Here is an 18398-nt window from a genome sequence, read left to right on the forward strand (position 1 = left end):
AGTAAAAACTAACCTATTTCACTAACGCTTGCAGCAAGATAAAAATTATTCTAAAAACAAAAAGTTACTTTAAATAATTTTAAATATACTATAACATATAGTTTATGTAATTTTGTAACTAAATATAAGACATTCTTTTAGGAATACAATTAGATAATTGAAAAAATAACATTGGAAAACGATACTGCAATACTAAAAATCGCCAAGAGAACCATTGAAAATGAGGCAAATGCAATTCAAAACCTCTCTTCCCTTTTAGATAATAAATTTTCTAACGCTGTAAAACACATTATCAATTCATCTGGTAGAATTGTCATTTCAGGGATTGGCAAAAGTGCACTTATAGCTTCAAAAATAGTTGCAACTTTAAATTCAACAGGAACTCCTGCCATTTTTATGCATGCTGCAGATGCTATTCATGGTGATTTAGGAACTATTCAAGAATATGACACGGTAATTTGCATATCAAATAGTGGTAATACACCCGAAATAAAAATGTTAATACCGCTCATTAAAAAAGGCGGTAATACATTAATTGCAATGACAGGTAATTTAGATTCTGCTCTAGCAAAACAATCAGATTTTGTTTTAAATACTTATGTAGAAAAAGAAGCTTGTCCAAATAATTTAGCTCCAACCACAAGTACAACGGCTCAATTAGTTATTGGTGATGCGATTGCTGTTTGTTTATTAGAATTAAGAGGTTTTAGTAGTAAAGATTTTGCAAAATACCACCCTGGTGGCACATTAGGCAAACGTTTGTATTTACGCGTTTCTGATATTGCGGAAAAAAATCAAAAACCTCAGGTAGATATTAATGCTGATGTAAAAACGGTTATTGTTGAAATATCTAAAAAAATGCTTGGCGTCACTGCTGTACTAGAGAATGATAAAATTGTTGGTATTGTTACCGATGGTGATATTAGAAGAATGCTAAACAAGCATGATGTTATTGGCGGGCTTACTGCTAAAGATATTATGAGCTCAAACCCAAAAACTATAGCAAATAATACATTAGCTATAAAGGCATTAGAATTAATGCAAGAAAAAAATATATCACAAGTATTAGCCGTTGACAACGGCACTTATATGGGCGTAGTTCATATTCATAATTTAATAACTGAAGGAATTTTATAACAAAGATGAAAGAAACTCAAAATGAGATGTCTTTTTTAGACCATCTAGAAGAATTACGCTGGCATTTAATACGTGCAACTTTAGCAGTTGTTATCATTGGATGTGTTGCTTTTGCTGTAAGTGGTTTTATATTTGACAATATTATTTTTGCACCAAGTAGAATGGACTTTGCAACCTATGAGTTCTTCTGTAATATCGCTACTTTTTTTAATATGGAGTCTGATTTTTGTGCAGATAAATTACCATTCACCATACAAAGTAGAACTATGGCAGGGCAGTTTTCTGCTGATATTTGGACCTCAATTTGGGCTGGAGTTATTTTAGCATTTCCCTACATTTTATTTGAAATGTGGAAATTTATAAGTCCTGGTTTGTATGAAAAAGAACGTAAAAACTCTAAAGGTTTTATTGTTATTGCTTCGTTTTTATTCTTTTTAGGTGTTTTATTTGGGTATTATATTGTTGCTCCGTTATCTATAAACTTTTTAGGCACATATTCAGTAAGTGAAACAGTTTTAAATGAATTTGATTTAAGCTCCTATATTTCAACATTACGATCTTCAGTAATCGCTTGTGGAATTATTTTTGAATTACCGATTATCATCTTTTTCTTAACTAAAATTGGTTTAGTTACTCCTGAAATTTTAAAGAAATATAGAAAAATTGCACTTGTTGTTGTACTTATATTATCAGCTGTAATTACACCTCCTGATGTTGCTAGCCAAATTGTTGTATCAATACCTATTATAATATTGTACCAAGTGAGTATTTACATCTCAGGTTATGTACTTCGAAAAGAAGCAAAAAAGGAAGCTAAATTAAAAAAACAAAAGGCTAAATAATTTTAAAAAGTTGATACTAACCGTTTCAAAATGGTTAAAAAACAATTAATTACTTTTATTGATAAGCTTTTAAGTTTAGATTTGATACGAATTTAACCATACAGAAATTCATTTAAATGAAGTTACGCGCAGATAATATAATGAAGTCCTACAGAGGGCGACAAGTAGTAAGAGGTATATCTCTTGAGGTAAACCAAGGTGAAATCGTAGGCCTTTTGGGGCCTAACGGAGCTGGTAAAACTACTTCTTTTTATATGATTGTTGGTTTAGTAAAACCTAATGGCGGTAATATATATTTAGATAATACTGAAATTACAAAATTCCCCATGTATAAAAGAGCCCAACATGGTATTGGGTACTTAGCACAAGAGGCTTCGGTATTTAGAAAATTAAGTATTGAAGATAATATTTTAAGTGTATTACAATTAACCAAGCTCAGTAAAAAAGAGCAAGAAATGAAAATGGAATCGCTTATTGAAGAATTTAGTCTTGGTCACATACGTACAAACCGTGGAGATTTACTTTCTGGTGGTGAGCGTAGACGTACTGAAATTGCTCGTGCACTAGCAACTGACCCAAAATTTATACTTCTTGATGAACCGTTTGCTGGGGTTGACCCGGTTGCTGTTGAAGATATTCAGCGAATTGTAGCGCAACTTAAAAACAAAAATATTGGCATTTTAATTACCGATCACAACGTACAAGAAACTCTTGCTATTACTGAGCGTTCTTATTTAATGTTTGAAGGTGGTATTTTAAAATCAGGTATACCTGAAGATCTTGCTGCTGATGAAATGGTACGTAAAGTATATTTAGGTCAGAATTTTGAGCTTCGTAAGAAGAAATTAGATTTTTAAAAAACTACACTCCAAATTGCGTTAAGTGATGGTCAATATGTTTGTAAAACAAATTATTCCATTCTGTTTTATTTAACTTACCAAAAGAGTTTGATTCTTTACCATCAAAGCCAGCTTCACCTAATTCTTCTGTTTTAATTATATATGCAATAAGTCTGTTTTTCTCAGCTTCAAAATCTCGCTCACCTTTAATTATAAAAGCAGGCGCTGTTTGAGAATTTCGTTTGTAAGGCTTTTCATTAACCACCGTGTTTTTTACAAATGATTTAAGTATAAATTTCATAAAAGCGTTAGGCTTCTTATGTTTATCTTCATAAACCATTTCATACATAACACTTAAATGCGCCAGCATTTGACTAACGTCCATTTTACCCCAATTGGCTTGTGTAGTTGGTGTTAAAATATTTGTACGCTCAATAACTTTATTTGAAACTTCTTTGGTAAAAATGTTTGGTAAGGCCATAATTATTAAGGGTTTTTACTAGAGACGGAATTAAATACTGAAAGTGCTATATAAAATATGATTATAGCTGGTACTGCTAAAAACTTCAGGGTTGCTAACAACACTAAACAAATTAAGATAAAAATATATCGAACAGCATTATCTTTAAAATTCCAGCTTTTAAATTTTAATGCAAATAATTCTAAATTACAGTTTAGCAGAAACGCACTGAAAAATGTTGTACCTAATAAAAACCATTGATTTAAAATCACTCCATTTAAAACATCATTATTATGATACATTAATATTAATGGCAATGAAATGATCAATAATGCATTAGCAGGTGTTGGCAAACCTACAAATGAATCTGTTTGGTTTTCATCTATATTAAACTTTGCTAATCGATATCCTGAACCCAAAGTCACAACAAATCCTAAAAGCGGTATTAAGGATGATATTTCTAAGCCATTTAAAAATGAGCCATTTTCAATATGTAAATCAGAACTCCAGCCACCAGAAAAAGACATTTCTAAAAGCTTAAACATTACTACACCCGGAACTACACCACTAGTAACCATATCTGCCATAGAGTCTAACTGCAAACCAAGTTCACTTTTTACATTTAAAATGCGAGCTGAAAATCCATCAAAAAAATCAAAAACAATACCTAAAAACACAAAAAGAGCTACCATTTCAAACACACAGTGAATTGCAAATACCATTGCAATACAACCGCAAAATAAATTTAAAAGTGTAATAAAATTAGGTATGTATTTTTTCATAATTGTTAAGCTTTATGTAAAAGTAGGATAATTTTCTTTGAAATAATTCTGAACAAAAAATTCTTTGCATCTTTGTTATGCGAACTACTTAGCTAGACCCAAAATCATGAAATTAAAATCGTTCTTTTTTATTTTATTTTTTACCGTTTCTGTAATTGGTTATTGTCAACCAAAGTTAACTACAAAATCAACCATTAGCATTTTAACTGTTGGTACTGCCGATGAATTATATGCAAAATTTGGTCACAGTGCTATTCGCATTAAAGATCCTAGTTTAGGTATTGATGTGGTGTACAACTATGGCCATTTCGACTTTAATACACCTAATTTTTACTATAAGTTTACACGCGGAAAATTACTTTATGAATTATCGAGAGGTTCATTCTCTAGATTTATGTACAGCTACGAAGTAGAAAACAGATGGGTGAAAGAGCAAAAATTGAACCTAACCTTAAAAGAAAAAAATGACTTTCTTGCTTTTTTAGAAGACAACTACAAGCCTGACAATCGATTTTATAAATATGATTTTTTATTTGACAATTGCTCCACAAGAATACCCAATGCATTAAAAACCGTTTTAGGTGACAAATTAAGTTTTGATTACTCTCACCTAACCAAACAATATACATTTAGAGAATTATTACAGCAAAACCTTGAAGTAAACTCATGGTCAAATTTTGGTATTGATCTTGCACTTGGTTCAGTAATAGATAGAGAAGCTACACCATGGGAGCATTTGTTTTTACCTATATATGTTTACAAACAATTACCTTACACCGAAGTGGGAGGTAAAAATATTGTAACTAGTGACAAGTATTTATTAGGTGTTAAACCCAGAGAAAATAATGATAATTTTATCACATCACCTTTAGTTGTACTTGCTATTTTTTTAAACTTAGTAGCTCTAATCACGTATTTAGATTATAAAAACGACACGCGTAGTAAGTGGCTAGATTTTATAATCTTTTTTATCACAGGAATTGCAGGTTTATTGATCGTCTTTCTTTGGTTAGGAACCGACCATAAAGCAACAGCCAATAATTTTAACTTTTTATGGACATTCCCATTAAACATAGTACTTGCATTTTTTATTTTAAAAGATAACCTACCAAAATGGGTAACTACATATTTATATACTCTTATTGGATTTTTAGTTTTAGCAATGATTATCTGGATATTTAAAGTTCAAGATTTTAGTATATTAATACTTCCAATCGTTATTTTATTAGCAATCAGGTATTCATTTTTAATTTATAAACAAAGGTCTGCTAGAGTTCATTAACTTTGCGGACTTAACACCAACGTTACATGAACCTACTCTCTGTAGAAAATATAGCCAAAGCATATGGCGAACATGTCTTATTCTCTGATATTTCATTCGGGATAAATAAAGACCAAAAAATTGCATTAATTGCTAAAAATGGTAGTGGTAAAACATCTATTTTAAACATACTTTCTGGTTTAGACACCCCTGATTCTGGTCAAGTAAATTATAGAAAAGGAATACGAGTTTCTTTTTTAGATCAAGAACCAAATTTAGATCCTGAATTAACTATTGAACAAACTATTTTTGCTTCAGATAATGAGGTATTAAAAGTGATTCGTGCTTATGAAAAAGCATTAGAAAACCCGGAAGATGCTGATGCTTACCAAACAGCTTTTGAAGGCATGGAGCGTTTTCAAGCTTGGGATTTTGAAACTCAGTACAAACAAATACTTTCAAAACTAAACTTACACGATGTAAACTTAAAAGTTAATATACTCTCTGGTGGACAAAAGAAACGTTTAGCTCTTGCTGATGCTTTGATCAATAAACCTGATTTATTAGTTTTAGATGAACCTACCAACCATTTAGATTTAGAGATGATTGAATGGTTAGAGCAGTATTTTGCTAAAGAAAATATGACGCTATTTATGGTTACGCACGACCGTTACTTTTTAGAGCGTGTGTGTAATGAAATTATAGAACTTGATGAAGGTGTTTTGTATCCTTACAAGGGAAATTATTCTTATTATTTAGAGAAAAAAGAAGCTCGTATTGAGCAAGAAGCTACAGAACAGCATAAATCTAAAATTCTATTTAAAAAAGAATTGAATTGGATGCGTAGACAGCCAAAGGCACGTACTACAAAATCTAAATCAAGAATTGACGATTTTTACGAAATTAAAGAGAGAGCCAACAAACGTAGGAATGAGAATGAGGTTGAACTTGAGATAAATATGGAGCGTATGGGCACCAAAATTATCGAGTTACACAAAATCTCAAAATCATACCCTAATAAGCCTATTTTAGATGATTTTGAATATAATTTCTTACGTGGTGAACGCATAGGTATTATTGGTAAAAACGGTGCCGGGAAATCTACATTCTTAAATATTTTAAGTGGCAAAGAAGAACCTGACAGTGGCAAAGTTGTTGTTGGTGAAACTATAAAATTTGGGTATTACACTCAAAAAGGAATAAATATAAAAGACGGGCAAAAAGTTATTGATGTTATTCGTGAGTTTGGTGATTATATTCCACTTGCAAAAGGCCGTCAAATATCTGCACAACAATTGTTAGAGCGTTTTTTGTTTGATCGTAAAAAACAGTATGATTTTGTAGACAAATTAAGTGGTGGTGAGCGCAAACGTTTATACTTGTGTACAATTTTAATTCAGAATCCTAACTTTTTAATTCTAGATGAGCCTACTAATGATTTAGATATTGTAACACTAAATGTTTTAGAAAGCTTTTTAATGGATTTTCCTGGTTGTTTAATTGTTGTATCTCACGACCGTTATTTTATGGACAAAATTGTAGACCACCTTTTTGTTTTTAGAGGTGATGCTGTGATTGAAGATTTTCCAGGTAACTATTCTGATTACAGATCTTACGAAGACAGTGCTGTTTTAGAAAGCAGAGCTGCAAAAAAAGAAAAACCTCAAGAAAGTTCTGAAACTAATGACAAAGGCTCTTGGAAAAAAGAAGAAAAGAAAAAACTCTCTTTTCAAGAACAAAAAGAATACACGAATATAGAACGTGAGATTAAAAAATTAGAAGCTAAAAAAGAAAAAACACAGCAAAAGTTCACCGACACTTCATTATCAGGAGATCAGATAAAAGAGCTTTCGATTGAATTAAAAGAAATTGAAGATGCTATTGAGGCGAAAACGGAACGTTGGTTTGAGCTTTCTGCTTTATTATAATAAAACCTAATGCAATTTTTTAAGTACCTTAATTTTTTAATTACTGCCACTAATCAACATGGTGTGCACTCCCCTTTTGTATATAATTACATTACAAAAGGCATTTATAGTAAAGAAAAATTTAGTGCTAAAAAGTCAGAAAACATTCTCTTAAAAACCTTAATCTATTTTAAAATTTCGTCAATAAATATAGATTCAGAAAACATATTACTTCAACAAACGGTGAAGAGTAATTTCCCGAATATCAAATTTGATAGCTCATCGTCTGAATTTTTCTATTTTAAAAACTTAAATGAAGTAGGTAAAATAAAAAATATATCAACCAAGAATGATAGTATTGTTTTTATTCATAATCTTCATAAGTATACTAATACTTGGCAAGACCTAATTAAAGACAAAAAAATTACTATTAGCATTAATTTGTTTTTTTGTGGCATCTTATTTTTTAGAAAAGAACAAGCTAAAGAGAATTTTAAAATTAGAATATATTCTAGTATTTTTAAATAAAAGCAACTCGAATGGATTACATCATATACATAATATGTGCTTTTTTAGCCATAATTTTCATTAAGAATCTTATGGACAACAAAAAGCGTTCAAAAAAAAGAAAAGATCGCAAATTCATGGATCGCAAATAATATGAAAATATATACCAAAACAGGAGATAAAGGCACAACAGCATTATTTGGTGGTACGCGTGTACCAAAACATCACATTCGTATTGATAGTTATGGTACTGTTGATGAACTAAATTCTTGGATTGGCTTAATTCGCGATCAGCAAATAGATATTCATTATAAAGAAATACTTACTACAATTCAAAATCATTTATTTACCGTGGGAGCTATTTTAGCCACTGCGCCCGATAAAGCAATTTTGAAGAATGGTAAGGAACGCTTAAATATTAATAAGATTGATGATGTTGCAATTCAATTATTGGAAAACGAAATAGATCATATGGAAGATAATTTAGCTCCAATGACGCATTTTATTCTTCCTGGCGGACATACAATAGTGTCATACTGTCATATTGCCAGAACAGTTTGTCGTAGAGCTGAACGAATTTCATCATTATTAAATGAGGATGAGCCTTTTGAAGAAAATGTATTAGTTTACCTAAACAGACTCTCTGATTATCTTTTCGTATTATCAAGAAAACTAACATCAGATTTGAATGCAGATGAAATTAAATGGATTCCTAAAAAAAATAAATACTAAAACTTTTATTTTCAAGTTATTAAATTGTAATTAATTTTATAATAAACACGAATTAACTTGGTTTTTTCAATTTTAAATTTATTTTTGCAAAAAAAATAAAATAATACCACTAACATATGTATTGGACTTTAGAACTAGCATCTTACTTAAGTGATGCGCCTTGGCCAGCCAGTAAAGATGAGCTTATAGATTACGCAATTAGAACCGGTGCTCCACTAGAGGTTGTAGAAAACTTACAATCAATGGAAGAAGAAGGTGGCGAAATCTACGAATCTATTGAAGAAATTTGGCCAGATTACCCAACGGAAGAAGATTACCTCTGGAATGAGGACGAATATTAAATATTAACTGAATAACATTAAAAAAGTCTCATCTGAGGCTTTTTTTTTACTTAATTTTGAACCTACACGCTGTAATAGTACTTTACAGCTATTTAAGTTCAATTCCATTTTGTCATGCAATGTTATCAAAAAATGCTTTGGTACGGTTATGGCATAATATTTAAAAAATAAATTATAAATATGAGTTTTATAAATTCTGTCTTAAAAGTCTTTGTAGGCGATAAAGCAAAAAAAGACGTTAAGGTACTACAACCAATAATAAATAAAATACATGCTTTTGAAAAAGAGCTAGAACTTTTAACTATTGATGAGATAAGGCAGAAAACAATCGATTTTAAAGAACAAATAAAAGAAGATTGTAAAGCAATAAACGACAAAATTAATGTTTTAGAAGAAGAAGTAAAAGCTTCAAAAGACATTGATAAAAATGAAGATATTTATGCTGAAATTGATAAGCTTAAAAAAGAAGTTTATGAAATATCAGAAAAAACGTTAAAAAAGATCCTCCCAGAAGCTTTTGCAGTAGTTAAAGAAACTGCAAAACGATTCGCAAACAATCCAACACTAGAAGTTACAGCATCAGAATTTGATAGAGAATTATCGGGCACTAAAGAGTATGTTAGTTTAGAAGGTGATAAAGCTATTTGGAAAAACTCATGGAACGCCGCTGGTAAAGAAGTCACTTGGGACATGATACATTATGATGTTCAATTAATTGGTGGTATTGCACTTCACGAAGGTAAAATTGCAGAAATGCAAACTGGTGAAGGTAAAACCTTAGTTGCAACATTACCTTTATATTTAAATGCCTTAACTGGTAACGGTACTCACCTAGTAACAGTTAACGATTACCTTGCAAAACGTGATAGCGCATGGATGGCTCCTTTATTCCAATTTCACGGAATGACAATTGATTGCATTGACAATCACCAACCGAACTCTGAAGGTAGACGTGCTGCTTACAATGCAGACATTACCTACGGTACTAATAACGAATTTGGTTTTGATTACTTAAGAGATAACATGGCACATGCACCAAGTGATTTGGTACAACGTCCACATAACTTTGCAATTGTCGATGAGGTCGATTCTGTTTTAGTTGATGATGCTCGTACACCTTTAATTATTTCTGGTCCTGTACCAAAAGGTGATATTCACGAATTTGATGAACTTAAACCAAAAGTGAATGATATTGTTCATTTACAAAAACAATATTTAACAGGTGTTTTAGCTGAAGCTAAAAAGTTGATAAACGCAGGTGACACAAAAGAAGGTGGTTTTCAACTATTACGTGTTCACCGTGGTTTACCAAAAAACAAAGCATTAATTAAATTTTTAAGTGAAGAAGGGGTTAAACAATTGCTTCAAAAAACTGAAAATTTCTATATGCAAGATAATAACCGTGAAATGCCTAAAATAGATGAGGCATTATGGTTTGTTATTGATGAAAAAAACAATCAAATTGAACTTACTGAAAAAGGTGTTGGTCACATCTCTGGAGAACAAGACAGGGAGTTTTTTGTGATGCCAGATATTGGTGGTGAAATTGCAAAAATAGAAAACCAAAATCTTGAAGTTGAAGAAGAAGCTGAATTAAAAGAAGAGCTTTTTAAAGAATTTGGCGTAAAAAGTGAACGAATTCATACTTTAAACCAATTATTAAAAGCATACACTCTTTTTGAAAAAGATGTGGAATATGTAGTAATGGATAACAAAGTAATGATTGTTGATGAACAAACTGGTCGTATTATGGATGGTCGTCGTTATTCTGACGGATTACACCAAGCCATTGAGGCTAAAGAAAATGTGAAGATTGAAGCTGCAACACAAACATTTGCAACGGTAACTTTACAAAACTACTTTAGAATGTACAGCAAGCTTGCTGGTATGACAGGTACTGCAATTACTGAAGCAGGTGAATTCTGGGAAATTTACGAGTTAGATGTTATGGAAATTCCTACTAACAGACCAATTGCTCGTGATGACAGAAACGATTTAATTTATAAAACTAAGCGTGAAAAATATAATGCAATTATAGAAGAGGTCACAAAACTTTCTGCTGCAGGTAGACCAGTTTTAATTGGTACAACATCTGTAGAGATTTCTGAACTTTTATCACGTATGCTTAGCATTAGAAAAGTACCACACAATGTACTGAATGCAAAAATGCATAAAAAAGAGGCTGATATTGTTGAAGAAGCTGGTAAAGCTGGTATTGTAACAATAGCAACCAATATGGCTGGTCGTGGTACCGATATTAAATTATCAACTGAAGTTAAAAATGCTGGTGGTTTAGCTATTATTGGTACAGAGCGTCATGATTCTCGTCGTGTAGATAGACAGTTACGTGGTCGTTCTGGTCGTCAAGGAGATCCTGGAAGCTCTCAATTTTATGTTTCTTTAGAAGATAACCTAATGCGTTTATTCGGCTCTGATAGAGTGGCTAAGATGATGGATAAGATGGGGTTAGAAGATGGTGAAGTTATTCAACATTCAATGATGACCAAATCTATTGAGCGTGCACAGAAAAAAGTTGAAGAAAATAACTTTGGTGTTCGTAAGCGATTATTAGAGTACGATGATGTAATGAATGCACAAAGGGAAGTTATTTACAAAAGACGTCGTCATGCATTACAAGGCGAACGTTTAAAAGTAGATATCGCAAACATGATTTATGATACTTGTGAAGTTATTGCCGAAGACAATAAAAATGCAAGTGATTATAAAAATTTCGAATTCGAATTAATTAAATATTTTGCAATCACCTCTCCTATTTCTGAAGATGAGTTTGCTAAAAAGAATGTTACTGAAATAGCTAACATACTTTACAAAGAAGCTTTCGCTCACTATGAGCAAAAAATGGAGCGTAGTGCTACAACAGCTTATAAAGTTATTAAAAGCGTTTACGAAGACGAAGCAAATAAATTTGAGCGTATCGTTGTTCCTTTTTCTGATGGCATCAAAACTTTTAATATTGTTACCAACTTAAAAGATGCCTATGAAAGTGATGGGAAGCAACTGGTGAATGATTTTGAAAAAAATATCACATTAGCAATTGTTGATGATTCTTGGAAAGTTCATTTACGTAAAATGGATGAATTAAAACAATCTGTTCAACTTGCAGTTCACGAACAAAAAGATCCTCTTCTAATTTACAAGTTTGAAGCTTTTGAATTATTCAAAAGAATGATTGAAAAAGTAAACAAAGAAGTTATCTCATTCTTATATAAAGGTGAAATACCAAATGGTAATGATACTAACATACAAGAAGCTAGAACAACAAGTCGCCCAAAAGAAAAGTTAAACGTTAGTAAAGAAGAAGTTTTAAATAGTGATGAACTCGCTGCACAGAATAGAGCTGTGGGTCAAAATCAAGGGAATAACAAACCTCAAGTTACCGAAACAATTACAAGAGAAGCTCCAAAAATTGGAAGAAATGACCGTGTAACTATTAAAAACGTAATGACTGGTGAAAGTAAAACTGTGAAATTCAAACAAGCAGAGCCTTTAATCACTAAAGGAGAATGGGTTATTACTCAAGAATAGAAAAAAAATAATACCAATTAGAATAAAACGACAGCTTTTTTTTGCTGTCGTTTTTGTTTTATTCAAAAACATGGTTAGCTTTACAGTAAGCAACAAAGTTTATCAAGTAAATATTAACAAGGGTTTTCTTATAAAACTAAATAATTTTATTAACTTGATTAAAAGTTAAAAAAACCTAATGGCAAACCGAGCACGCCTAAAGTATAAAACCAACCTATTTTTAAAGGTAACCTATATCTCCTCAGCAGTATGCGCTTTATTTGCATTTGCATGTTATTTTCTATTAAACATAAAAGTAGTAATACCTACTACGTTATTAATCTATAGCTTACTTAATATTATAAATATTCTTTTATTTTTAAAACACAAGAGAATAACTATCACCTATAATTTAACCTCAATATTTACATTAATCAGCACTGTAATAATTACATTATTTAGTGGTGGTATTAATAGTCCATTTATTTTCATGCTCGGGCTTATAGTTTTTGCAAGTTATATAAATGCCAAAAAGCTCGGAGCGTTTTACTTATACTTGACATTTTTAATAATAACGTTATTATTTTTAGCTAATATTTTTGAACCTTCATTTATAACAAATGAAGTGCCTGATGCTTCTAAAAACTGGTTTAGTTTTATAAGTGTATTATTTGCAATGTATTTACTTGGTGCTGTATTTGGTAAATTATTAATTAAAGCTCAAAGTGAAATATATTCTTCAAAAGTTGCTTTTGAGAAAAAAGTAAAAGAAAAAGATACTTTAATAAAAGAGGTTCACCATAGAGTTAAAAACAATTTACAAACAGTAAGTAGTCTTCTTAGTTTACAAGCACGTAGTATAAAAGACACAGAAATTAAAACCATGATAAAAAGTAGCCAAAATAGAGTAAACTCCATGGCTATGGTTCACGAAATGCTATACATGCGCGAAGATTTATCTAAAATTGAATACAAATCGTATGTGGAAGAATTAAGTGAATACCTTGTAAGATCTATAAAGGGTACTGATAATGGAATTAAAGTAGATATAGATATTATTGATATCAATTTAGGAATTGACACTGCTATACCACTTGGCTTACTAATTAATGAAGCTATTACAAATTCATTAAAATACGGTATAAAAGAAAACACTGGAGGAGAAATAAATATTTCTCTTAAAAAAGAAACTGAAAATGATTATGTATTGAATATAGGTGATAATGGTGAAGGATATCCAGAAACTATTACTCCTAAAAATTCAAAATCTTTAGGTCTAAAATTAATTTACAATTTAACACGACAATTAAAAGGTTCCATATTAAAAGACGCTACTAAAAAAGGAACTAATTATATTATTACTTTCAAAGAAATTAACCAGACTTTTCACCCGGCTCAATAAAGAAGTAATTTATTTACTTTTTCACTCTAACTTTAATTATCTTTAATGTTCTTTTTTTATAATTATTGTAAATCAAAAAAATTGTACTAAATACTAGAGACAAAGCTACTACTATTAAAGTCATCATAATTAAGCTAATTTAATTTTGTTATATGTTGCTTCAAAAGACAATGCTTTTAAAACTTCGTGATTTTTTGTCTTATATAAACGAACAGTTTTAACATCAGTACTTTTAATTAACCTCTGTTTTATTAAAACTGTGCTTTTTACTTCGCACGCTTTTACAACTAAAGCAGGTTTATCTTGAGCTTTAGCGATAAATCCTATAAAAAGAAAAAATATAATAGTTAAAATAGCTTTCATGTCTTGGGGTATTCTTCTGTAAATATATTACTTAAAAGAAATATATTTTACACCTAGTCGCTCAGCGACATGTATCTGTCGGTCGCTGAATAATTAACTTCCTTTATTTAACCCATTTTACGCTTTCAAAACTAACTCGTAAAATAAAACTTGTTTAAGCTAATTTTGTTTTCTTAATTTTAGTTGAAAAAGATAATTCTTTTAAAACCTTATAATTTTTGTTCATATATAAACGAGCAACTTCAGTTTCATTACTTGTCATTACTTCTTTTACTAACACAATATTCTCTTTTTTAGCCGCTTCTTTTACTGATGCTGCATTTTCTTGTGCATTAGCAAAAAGACCGATAAAAAGAACAAATGTGATAGTTAAAATAGTTTTCATGACTTGGGTTTTTCTTTTGTAAAGGTAGTATTAAGACCAAGTATTCTAATTGTAAATTCGCTTAACACCCATTAAATTTCGCTGTCTGAATTAAAAGCAGACAAAGTGTTATAATTGCTCGGTAACTGCAAAAAACTTAAATATAGGTTACCGAATTTTTTGGTATTTAAACGAATGAAATAAAAAGTAAAAGAGCAGTAAAGAAAGCTTTGAAAGTATTTTAATCTTTTTGATTAAAATAAAGTAATTGAAAGACTACTGAAATAATAAGTATAAGAACTAAAAGCGTTAACACTATTATGCTAATTTAGATTTGTTAGCTTTAGTTTTAAAAGCTAATTCTTTTTTTACTTTGTAATTTCTATCCATATATAAACGAGCTACAGAATTTTCAGTAGTGTTTAATTCTTTTGTTACATTTTCATTTGCGATAACTACTTGCTCAGTTTTAACTGGATTAGATTCAACTTTAGCATTGTCTTGTGCATTAGCAAAAAGACCGATAAATAAAACAAATATAATAGTAACAATAGCTTTCATAACTTGGGGTTTTCTTTTTGTAAAGGTACCTTCAGTTACAAGTATTTAAATTTAAAAATCGCTCAAAAACCCCTATTTTTCGCTATCTGAACAAAAAACAGACAAAGTGTATTTAATGCTCGATAACGGAATTTGAGCTAAAAATCGGTGGTCGAATCAATGTGTATTTCATCGATACGAATTTAAATTACAATTTTATTAATAGATTAGGATTAGGGCAATTATTACGGTAAAAAGTGGTGTCTTTTTGATTACACACTCCTGGATAGTCCCCTTTATAGTTTCCTAAATCTTTTATAACTTGAAAATGCAAATGCGGAGCATAGTTTACATTTATATCTGGAGTGCCTAGTTGAGCTAACACATCCCCTTTAGTAAGAAGTTCTCCTACTACTATATTATTTAATGATTCTATAGATAAATGACCATATAAAGTATAAAACTGCTCACCCTTTAAATTATGTTCTAAAATTATAGTAGGGCCGTAATCACCACTGGTATTATTATTTTTAAAACTATGTACTACCCCTTCTAAAGGAACAATTACATTTGTTCCTGCTTTTGCCCAATAATCAATACCTAAATGAATGTTTCGGATTGTTTCTTCATTTCCAGAGAAACTACTCTTATCCGCATAGATGTTTCTTTTCTCTAAATAACCACCATAAGCAACTAAAGCATTATCCTTATTAAGGACCTCCTCTTCAATATATATTTGACAAGCATCAGGATTGGTAATTTTAACACCTTTTAATTCCTTATTAGTTTCAGATAAATCTAAGCTCGTATATTTATTTAAAGGAATGCCATTATCTAAGATAGAAATTGGTGCTTCAGATAAAGAAAATAAATAATGCTCGAATATATTCATAAGGTTAAAGTATTAAATTACTTTCTCATCTGAAACAATGCTTTTATCATATTATTAACAACTTTTAAATAATAGCTACGTAAGTTGTCTTAAAGTAAAACTACTAACATAAAAAAAATATAATGAAATATATCAAAATAAGTTTTTTAGCACTGGTAACTTTAGTTACAACAAGTTGCAATTCAAAAAATAAAAAAGTAGAAAAAAAAGCTATTGAGCCAATTACCCAAACTAATCAAGATTTATCAAAGTACGAAACTGCTTATTTTGCTAGTGGTTGTTTTTGGTGTGTTGAGGCTATTTTTGAGAGTGTAAAAGGTGTTAAAGAAGTGGTTTCTGGCTATTCTGGCGGAACAGAAAAAAACCCTACTTACAAACAAGTAAGTTATGGAAAAACTACTCATGCCGAGGCTGTAAAGGTATATTACGATCCAAAAGTAATCTCTTTTAATGATCTAGTAAAAGTTTACTTTGGTTCTCATGACCCAACCACAGTTGATGGTCAAGGTCCTGATATGGGAAAGCAATACCGTTCAATAGCATTTTATAAAAATGAAAATGAGAAAAAAAGTATTGAGAGCTACATGGCTAAAATTAAAGCTAGTAAAATATATAGTAAACCTTTGGCTACACAGGTTGTGAAATTTACTAAGTTTTACGATGCTGAAGATTACCACCAAGATTTTGAGAAAAATAACCCGAACCAATCTTATATTAAAGCAGTATCAGTACCTCGCTTAAAACGTTTTCAAAAAAGCTATCCTGAACTTTTAAAAAAGGATGCTCACCACTAAAACGCCTATATAACCATTTCTTATTTTAAAAATTAAAATTAAGCAAGTGTATAAAAAATTCATATGAAACCTCATTTATTTTAAAAGTAAATGAGGTTTTTAGTTTTCTTTAATTTAATCACTTTAAAAAAGTTTAATTTTACGGTCTAAAATCAAATCTTTTGAATCAAATTACAATTAAAAACGATAGCATAACTCTTACCGTAATTGATTACGGAGCTATTATTCAAAAAATAATCGTTAAAGATAAAAATGGTATTCCTAATAACATGGTAATTGGCCATGATAAACCAGAAGATTATTTAAATGATGACATGTATTTAAGCGCATGTATTGGTAGGTATGCTGGTCGTATTGCCGATGGAAAATTTTCATTAAATGGCACTGATTATACTTTATTTGAAGATAACGGAATTCATTTGCATGGTGGTAAAAAAGGTTTCAACCAAAAATACTTTACTATTGAAGAGGTTAAGGAAAGTGAAGAACCCTTTATTAAGCTATCCTATTTAAGTCCACATTTAGAAGAAGGGTATCCTGGAAACTTAAAAGTAATGGTTACATATGCTCTTATTGGTAATAGTTTAAAAATTACACATGAAGCCACTACAGATAAAACTACGGTACTAAATTTAACAAATCACGCCTACTTTAAATTAGACAACCAACCAACGGTAAGTAATTACAATTTAGAACTTGGTTGCTCTCGGAAGTTAGAAACTAATGACAAGCTATTACCGTCTGGTAATTTTGTGAATATTGCAGGCACTTCTTACGATTTTAGAACAAAGAAAAAAATTAACGACATTAAATTAGATACACCATTTGAGATAGACCATAATAGAACTAAAGCAGCATCAGTTAACTCTGAAGTAACTGGCATTACAATGGAAGTGACGACAAATCAACCAGCATTAATCGTTTATACACCTCCTGTAACTGGTTCTATATGTTTTGAGACTCAGAATTTCCCTGATGCTCCAAATCAAAACAATTTCCCTTCTAGTAAATTAGAACCTGGAGAAAAGTATTTTAACGAATCATTTTTTACATTTTCAGTATAAAAAATCCCGTCACTTAAATTTAAGTGACGGGATTTTTATTTAATTACCTTAATATTATATTACTCTTCTAATAATAAATTTAGAGTTACTGTAATATTATCTTGTGTTGCTTTACTGTAAGGGCAAATTTCATGAGCAGCATTAATTAACTCCTCACCTTTTTCTTTATCTACTGTTGGTAAATAAGAATCTAAAGTAGCTTCAATATTAAAACCATCGTCATCTTTTACAAATCCTATAGTTGCCGAAACACTGAAATCACCTAAATCATCAATTCCTTTTTCTTTAGCAACTGCTTCTAATGCACCTGCAAAACATGTTGAGTATGCTGCTGCAAATAATTGTTCTGGATTTGTATATTTTTCTTGAATTGTAGCATCAGTATTATTAGGCATTTTAACATCTAAATCTATTAAGCCTCCTTCTGTAGTCACATGTCCGCTTCTACCTCCTTTATTTGTTGCACTTGATTCAAATATCGTTTTCATAAATTCTGTTTTAAATTAACTTAATTATAGGTTTAATATAGTGATTGATACACAACTTACGAAGAATGAATTATTAAATTTGTGTGAATCTTTAACATAGTTTCTTAATTCATTATTTAATTTTTATTTATTACATCAAAACAAGTTATATTAATTAA

19 protein-coding genes are annotated in these 18398 nt (G+C 30.4%); 12 read left to right on the forward strand and 7 right to left on the reverse strand.

The features are described 5' to 3' along the window. The first annotated feature begins 171 nt into the window (after nt 1–171). The 3 genes from KO500_RS08900 to lptB all read left to right on the forward strand — a co-directional run bounded on the left by KO500_RS08900 (nt 172) and on the right by lptB (nt 2836). A complete protein-coding gene (locus tag KO500_RS08900) occupies nt 172–1137 on the forward strand; it encodes a KpsF/GutQ family sugar-phosphate isomerase (RefSeq protein WP_215956183.1) in 966 nt (321 codons plus the stop codon). Between the two features lie 5 nt (nt 1138–1142). Beyond that, nucleotides 1143–1979 (forward strand): twin-arginine translocase subunit TatC, encoded by an 837-nt coding sequence (gene tatC / locus KO500_RS08905; protein ID WP_215956184.1) that lies wholly within the window; start codon nt 1143–1145, stop codon nt 1977–1979. A 116-nt stretch (nt 1980–2095) separates the two neighbouring features. Beyond that, nucleotides 2096–2836 carry an LPS export ABC transporter ATP-binding protein gene (lptB, locus tag KO500_RS08910; RefSeq protein WP_215956185.1) on the forward strand — a complete coding sequence of 247 codons (741 nt, stop codon included), beginning with the start codon at nt 2096–2098 and terminating at the stop codon, nt 2834–2836. 4 nt (nt 2837–2840) lie between these two features. Here the strand turns inward: lptB and KO500_RS08915 are convergent, their stop codons facing one another. Together KO500_RS08915 and KO500_RS08920 are read right to left on the reverse strand one after the other, a co-directional pair. After that, on the reverse strand, nt 2841–3299 hold the full coding sequence (locus KO500_RS08915) for a DUF1569 domain-containing protein (protein WP_215956186.1): 459 nt from the start codon (nt 3297–3299) through the stop codon (nt 2841–2843). A 5-nt stretch (nt 3300–3304) separates the two neighbouring features. Next, a complete protein-coding gene (locus KO500_RS08920; protein WP_215956187.1) occupies nt 3305–4060 on the reverse strand; it encodes a CDP-alcohol phosphatidyltransferase family protein in 756 nt (251 codons plus the stop codon). A 106-nt stretch (nt 4061–4166) separates the two neighbouring features. On the opposite strand from KO500_RS08920, the gene KO500_RS08925 reads away from it, so the two are divergent. The 7 genes from KO500_RS08925 (at nt 4167) to KO500_RS08955 (ending at nt 13735) form a co-directional block, all read left to right on the forward strand. Then, nucleotides 4167–5342 (forward strand): lipoprotein N-acyltransferase Lnb domain-containing protein, encoded by a 1176-nt coding sequence (locus tag KO500_RS08925; protein WP_215956188.1) that lies wholly within the window; start codon nt 4167–4169, stop codon nt 5340–5342. Nucleotides 5343–5368: 26 nt separating this feature from the next. Next, nucleotides 5369–7249: an ABC-F family ATP-binding cassette domain-containing protein gene (locus KO500_RS08930; RefSeq protein ID WP_215956189.1), complete on the forward strand. Its 1881-nt coding sequence runs from the start codon at nt 5369–5371 to the stop codon at nt 7247–7249. Nucleotides 7250–7258: 9 nt separating this feature from the next. After that, a complete protein-coding gene (locus tag KO500_RS08935) occupies nt 7259–7756 on the forward strand; it encodes a hypothetical protein (protein ID WP_215956190.1) in 498 nt (165 codons plus the stop codon). A gap of 132 nt (nt 7757–7888) precedes the next feature. Beyond that, nucleotides 7889–8467, forward strand: coding sequence for a cob(I)yrinic acid a,c-diamide adenosyltransferase (locus tag KO500_RS08940; RefSeq protein WP_215956191.1), 579 nt, complete (start codon nt 7889–7891; stop codon nt 8465–8467). A 116-nt stretch (nt 8468–8583) separates the two neighbouring features. Continuing rightward, nucleotides 8584–8808 (forward strand): DUF2795 domain-containing protein, encoded by a 225-nt coding sequence (locus KO500_RS08945; RefSeq protein ID WP_010520089.1) that lies wholly within the window; start codon nt 8584–8586, stop codon nt 8806–8808. 180 nt (nt 8809–8988) lie between these two features. Continuing rightward, the gene (secA, locus tag KO500_RS08950) at nt 8989–12354 is read left to right on the forward strand and encodes a preprotein translocase subunit SecA (RefSeq protein ID WP_215956192.1); all 3366 of its coding nucleotides are present in this window, start codon (nt 8989–8991) and stop codon (nt 12352–12354) included. A gap of 178 nt (nt 12355–12532) precedes the next feature. Then, nucleotides 12533–13735 (forward strand): sensor histidine kinase, encoded by a 1203-nt coding sequence (locus KO500_RS08955; RefSeq protein ID WP_215956193.1) that lies wholly within the window; start codon nt 12533–12535, stop codon nt 13733–13735. Between the two features lie 129 nt (nt 13736–13864). Here the strand turns inward: KO500_RS08955 and KO500_RS08960 are convergent, their stop codons facing one another. From KO500_RS08960 to KO500_RS08975, 4 genes are all read right to left on the reverse strand, one after another. Then, nucleotides 13865–14098, reverse strand: coding sequence for a hypothetical protein (locus KO500_RS08960; RefSeq protein ID WP_215956194.1), 234 nt, complete (start codon nt 14096–14098; stop codon nt 13865–13867). Nucleotides 14099–14252: 154 nt separating this feature from the next. Further along, a complete protein-coding gene (locus tag KO500_RS08965; RefSeq protein ID WP_215956195.1) occupies nt 14253–14483 on the reverse strand; it encodes a hypothetical protein in 231 nt (76 codons plus the stop codon). A 297-nt stretch (nt 14484–14780) separates the two neighbouring features. Next, complete coding sequence (locus KO500_RS08970; protein ID WP_215956196.1) at nt 14781–15023, reverse strand: hypothetical protein; 243 nt, start codon at nt 15021–15023, stop codon at nt 14781–14783. A gap of 187 nt (nt 15024–15210) precedes the next feature. Further along, complete coding sequence (locus KO500_RS08975; protein ID WP_215956197.1) at nt 15211–15894, reverse strand: peptidoglycan DD-metalloendopeptidase family protein; 684 nt, start codon at nt 15892–15894, stop codon at nt 15211–15213. Between the two features lie 122 nt (nt 15895–16016). Between KO500_RS08975 and msrA the strand changes: the two genes are divergently transcribed. Both msrA and KO500_RS08985 read left to right on the forward strand, forming a co-directional pair. Further along, nucleotides 16017–16688: a peptide-methionine (S)-S-oxide reductase MsrA gene (gene msrA / locus KO500_RS08980; protein WP_215956198.1), complete on the forward strand. Its 672-nt coding sequence runs from the start codon at nt 16017–16019 to the stop codon at nt 16686–16688. Between the two features lie 161 nt (nt 16689–16849). Continuing rightward, nucleotides 16850–17752: an aldose epimerase family protein gene (locus KO500_RS08985; protein ID WP_215956199.1), complete on the forward strand. Its 903-nt coding sequence runs from the start codon at nt 16850–16852 to the stop codon at nt 17750–17752. Nucleotides 17753–17811: 59 nt separating this feature from the next. Here the strand turns inward: KO500_RS08985 and KO500_RS08990 are convergent, their stop codons facing one another. Then, nucleotides 17812–18240 carry an Ohr family peroxiredoxin gene (locus tag KO500_RS08990; RefSeq protein WP_215956200.1) on the reverse strand — a complete coding sequence of 143 codons (429 nt, stop codon included), beginning with the start codon at nt 18238–18240 and terminating at the stop codon, nt 17812–17814. Between the last annotated feature and the right edge of the window lie 158 nt (nt 18241–18398).

It is taken from the genome of Cellulophaga baltica, assembly GCF_018861125.1.
GTDB lineage: Bacteria > Bacteroidota > Bacteroidia > Flavobacteriales > Flavobacteriaceae > Cellulophaga > Cellulophaga baltica_A.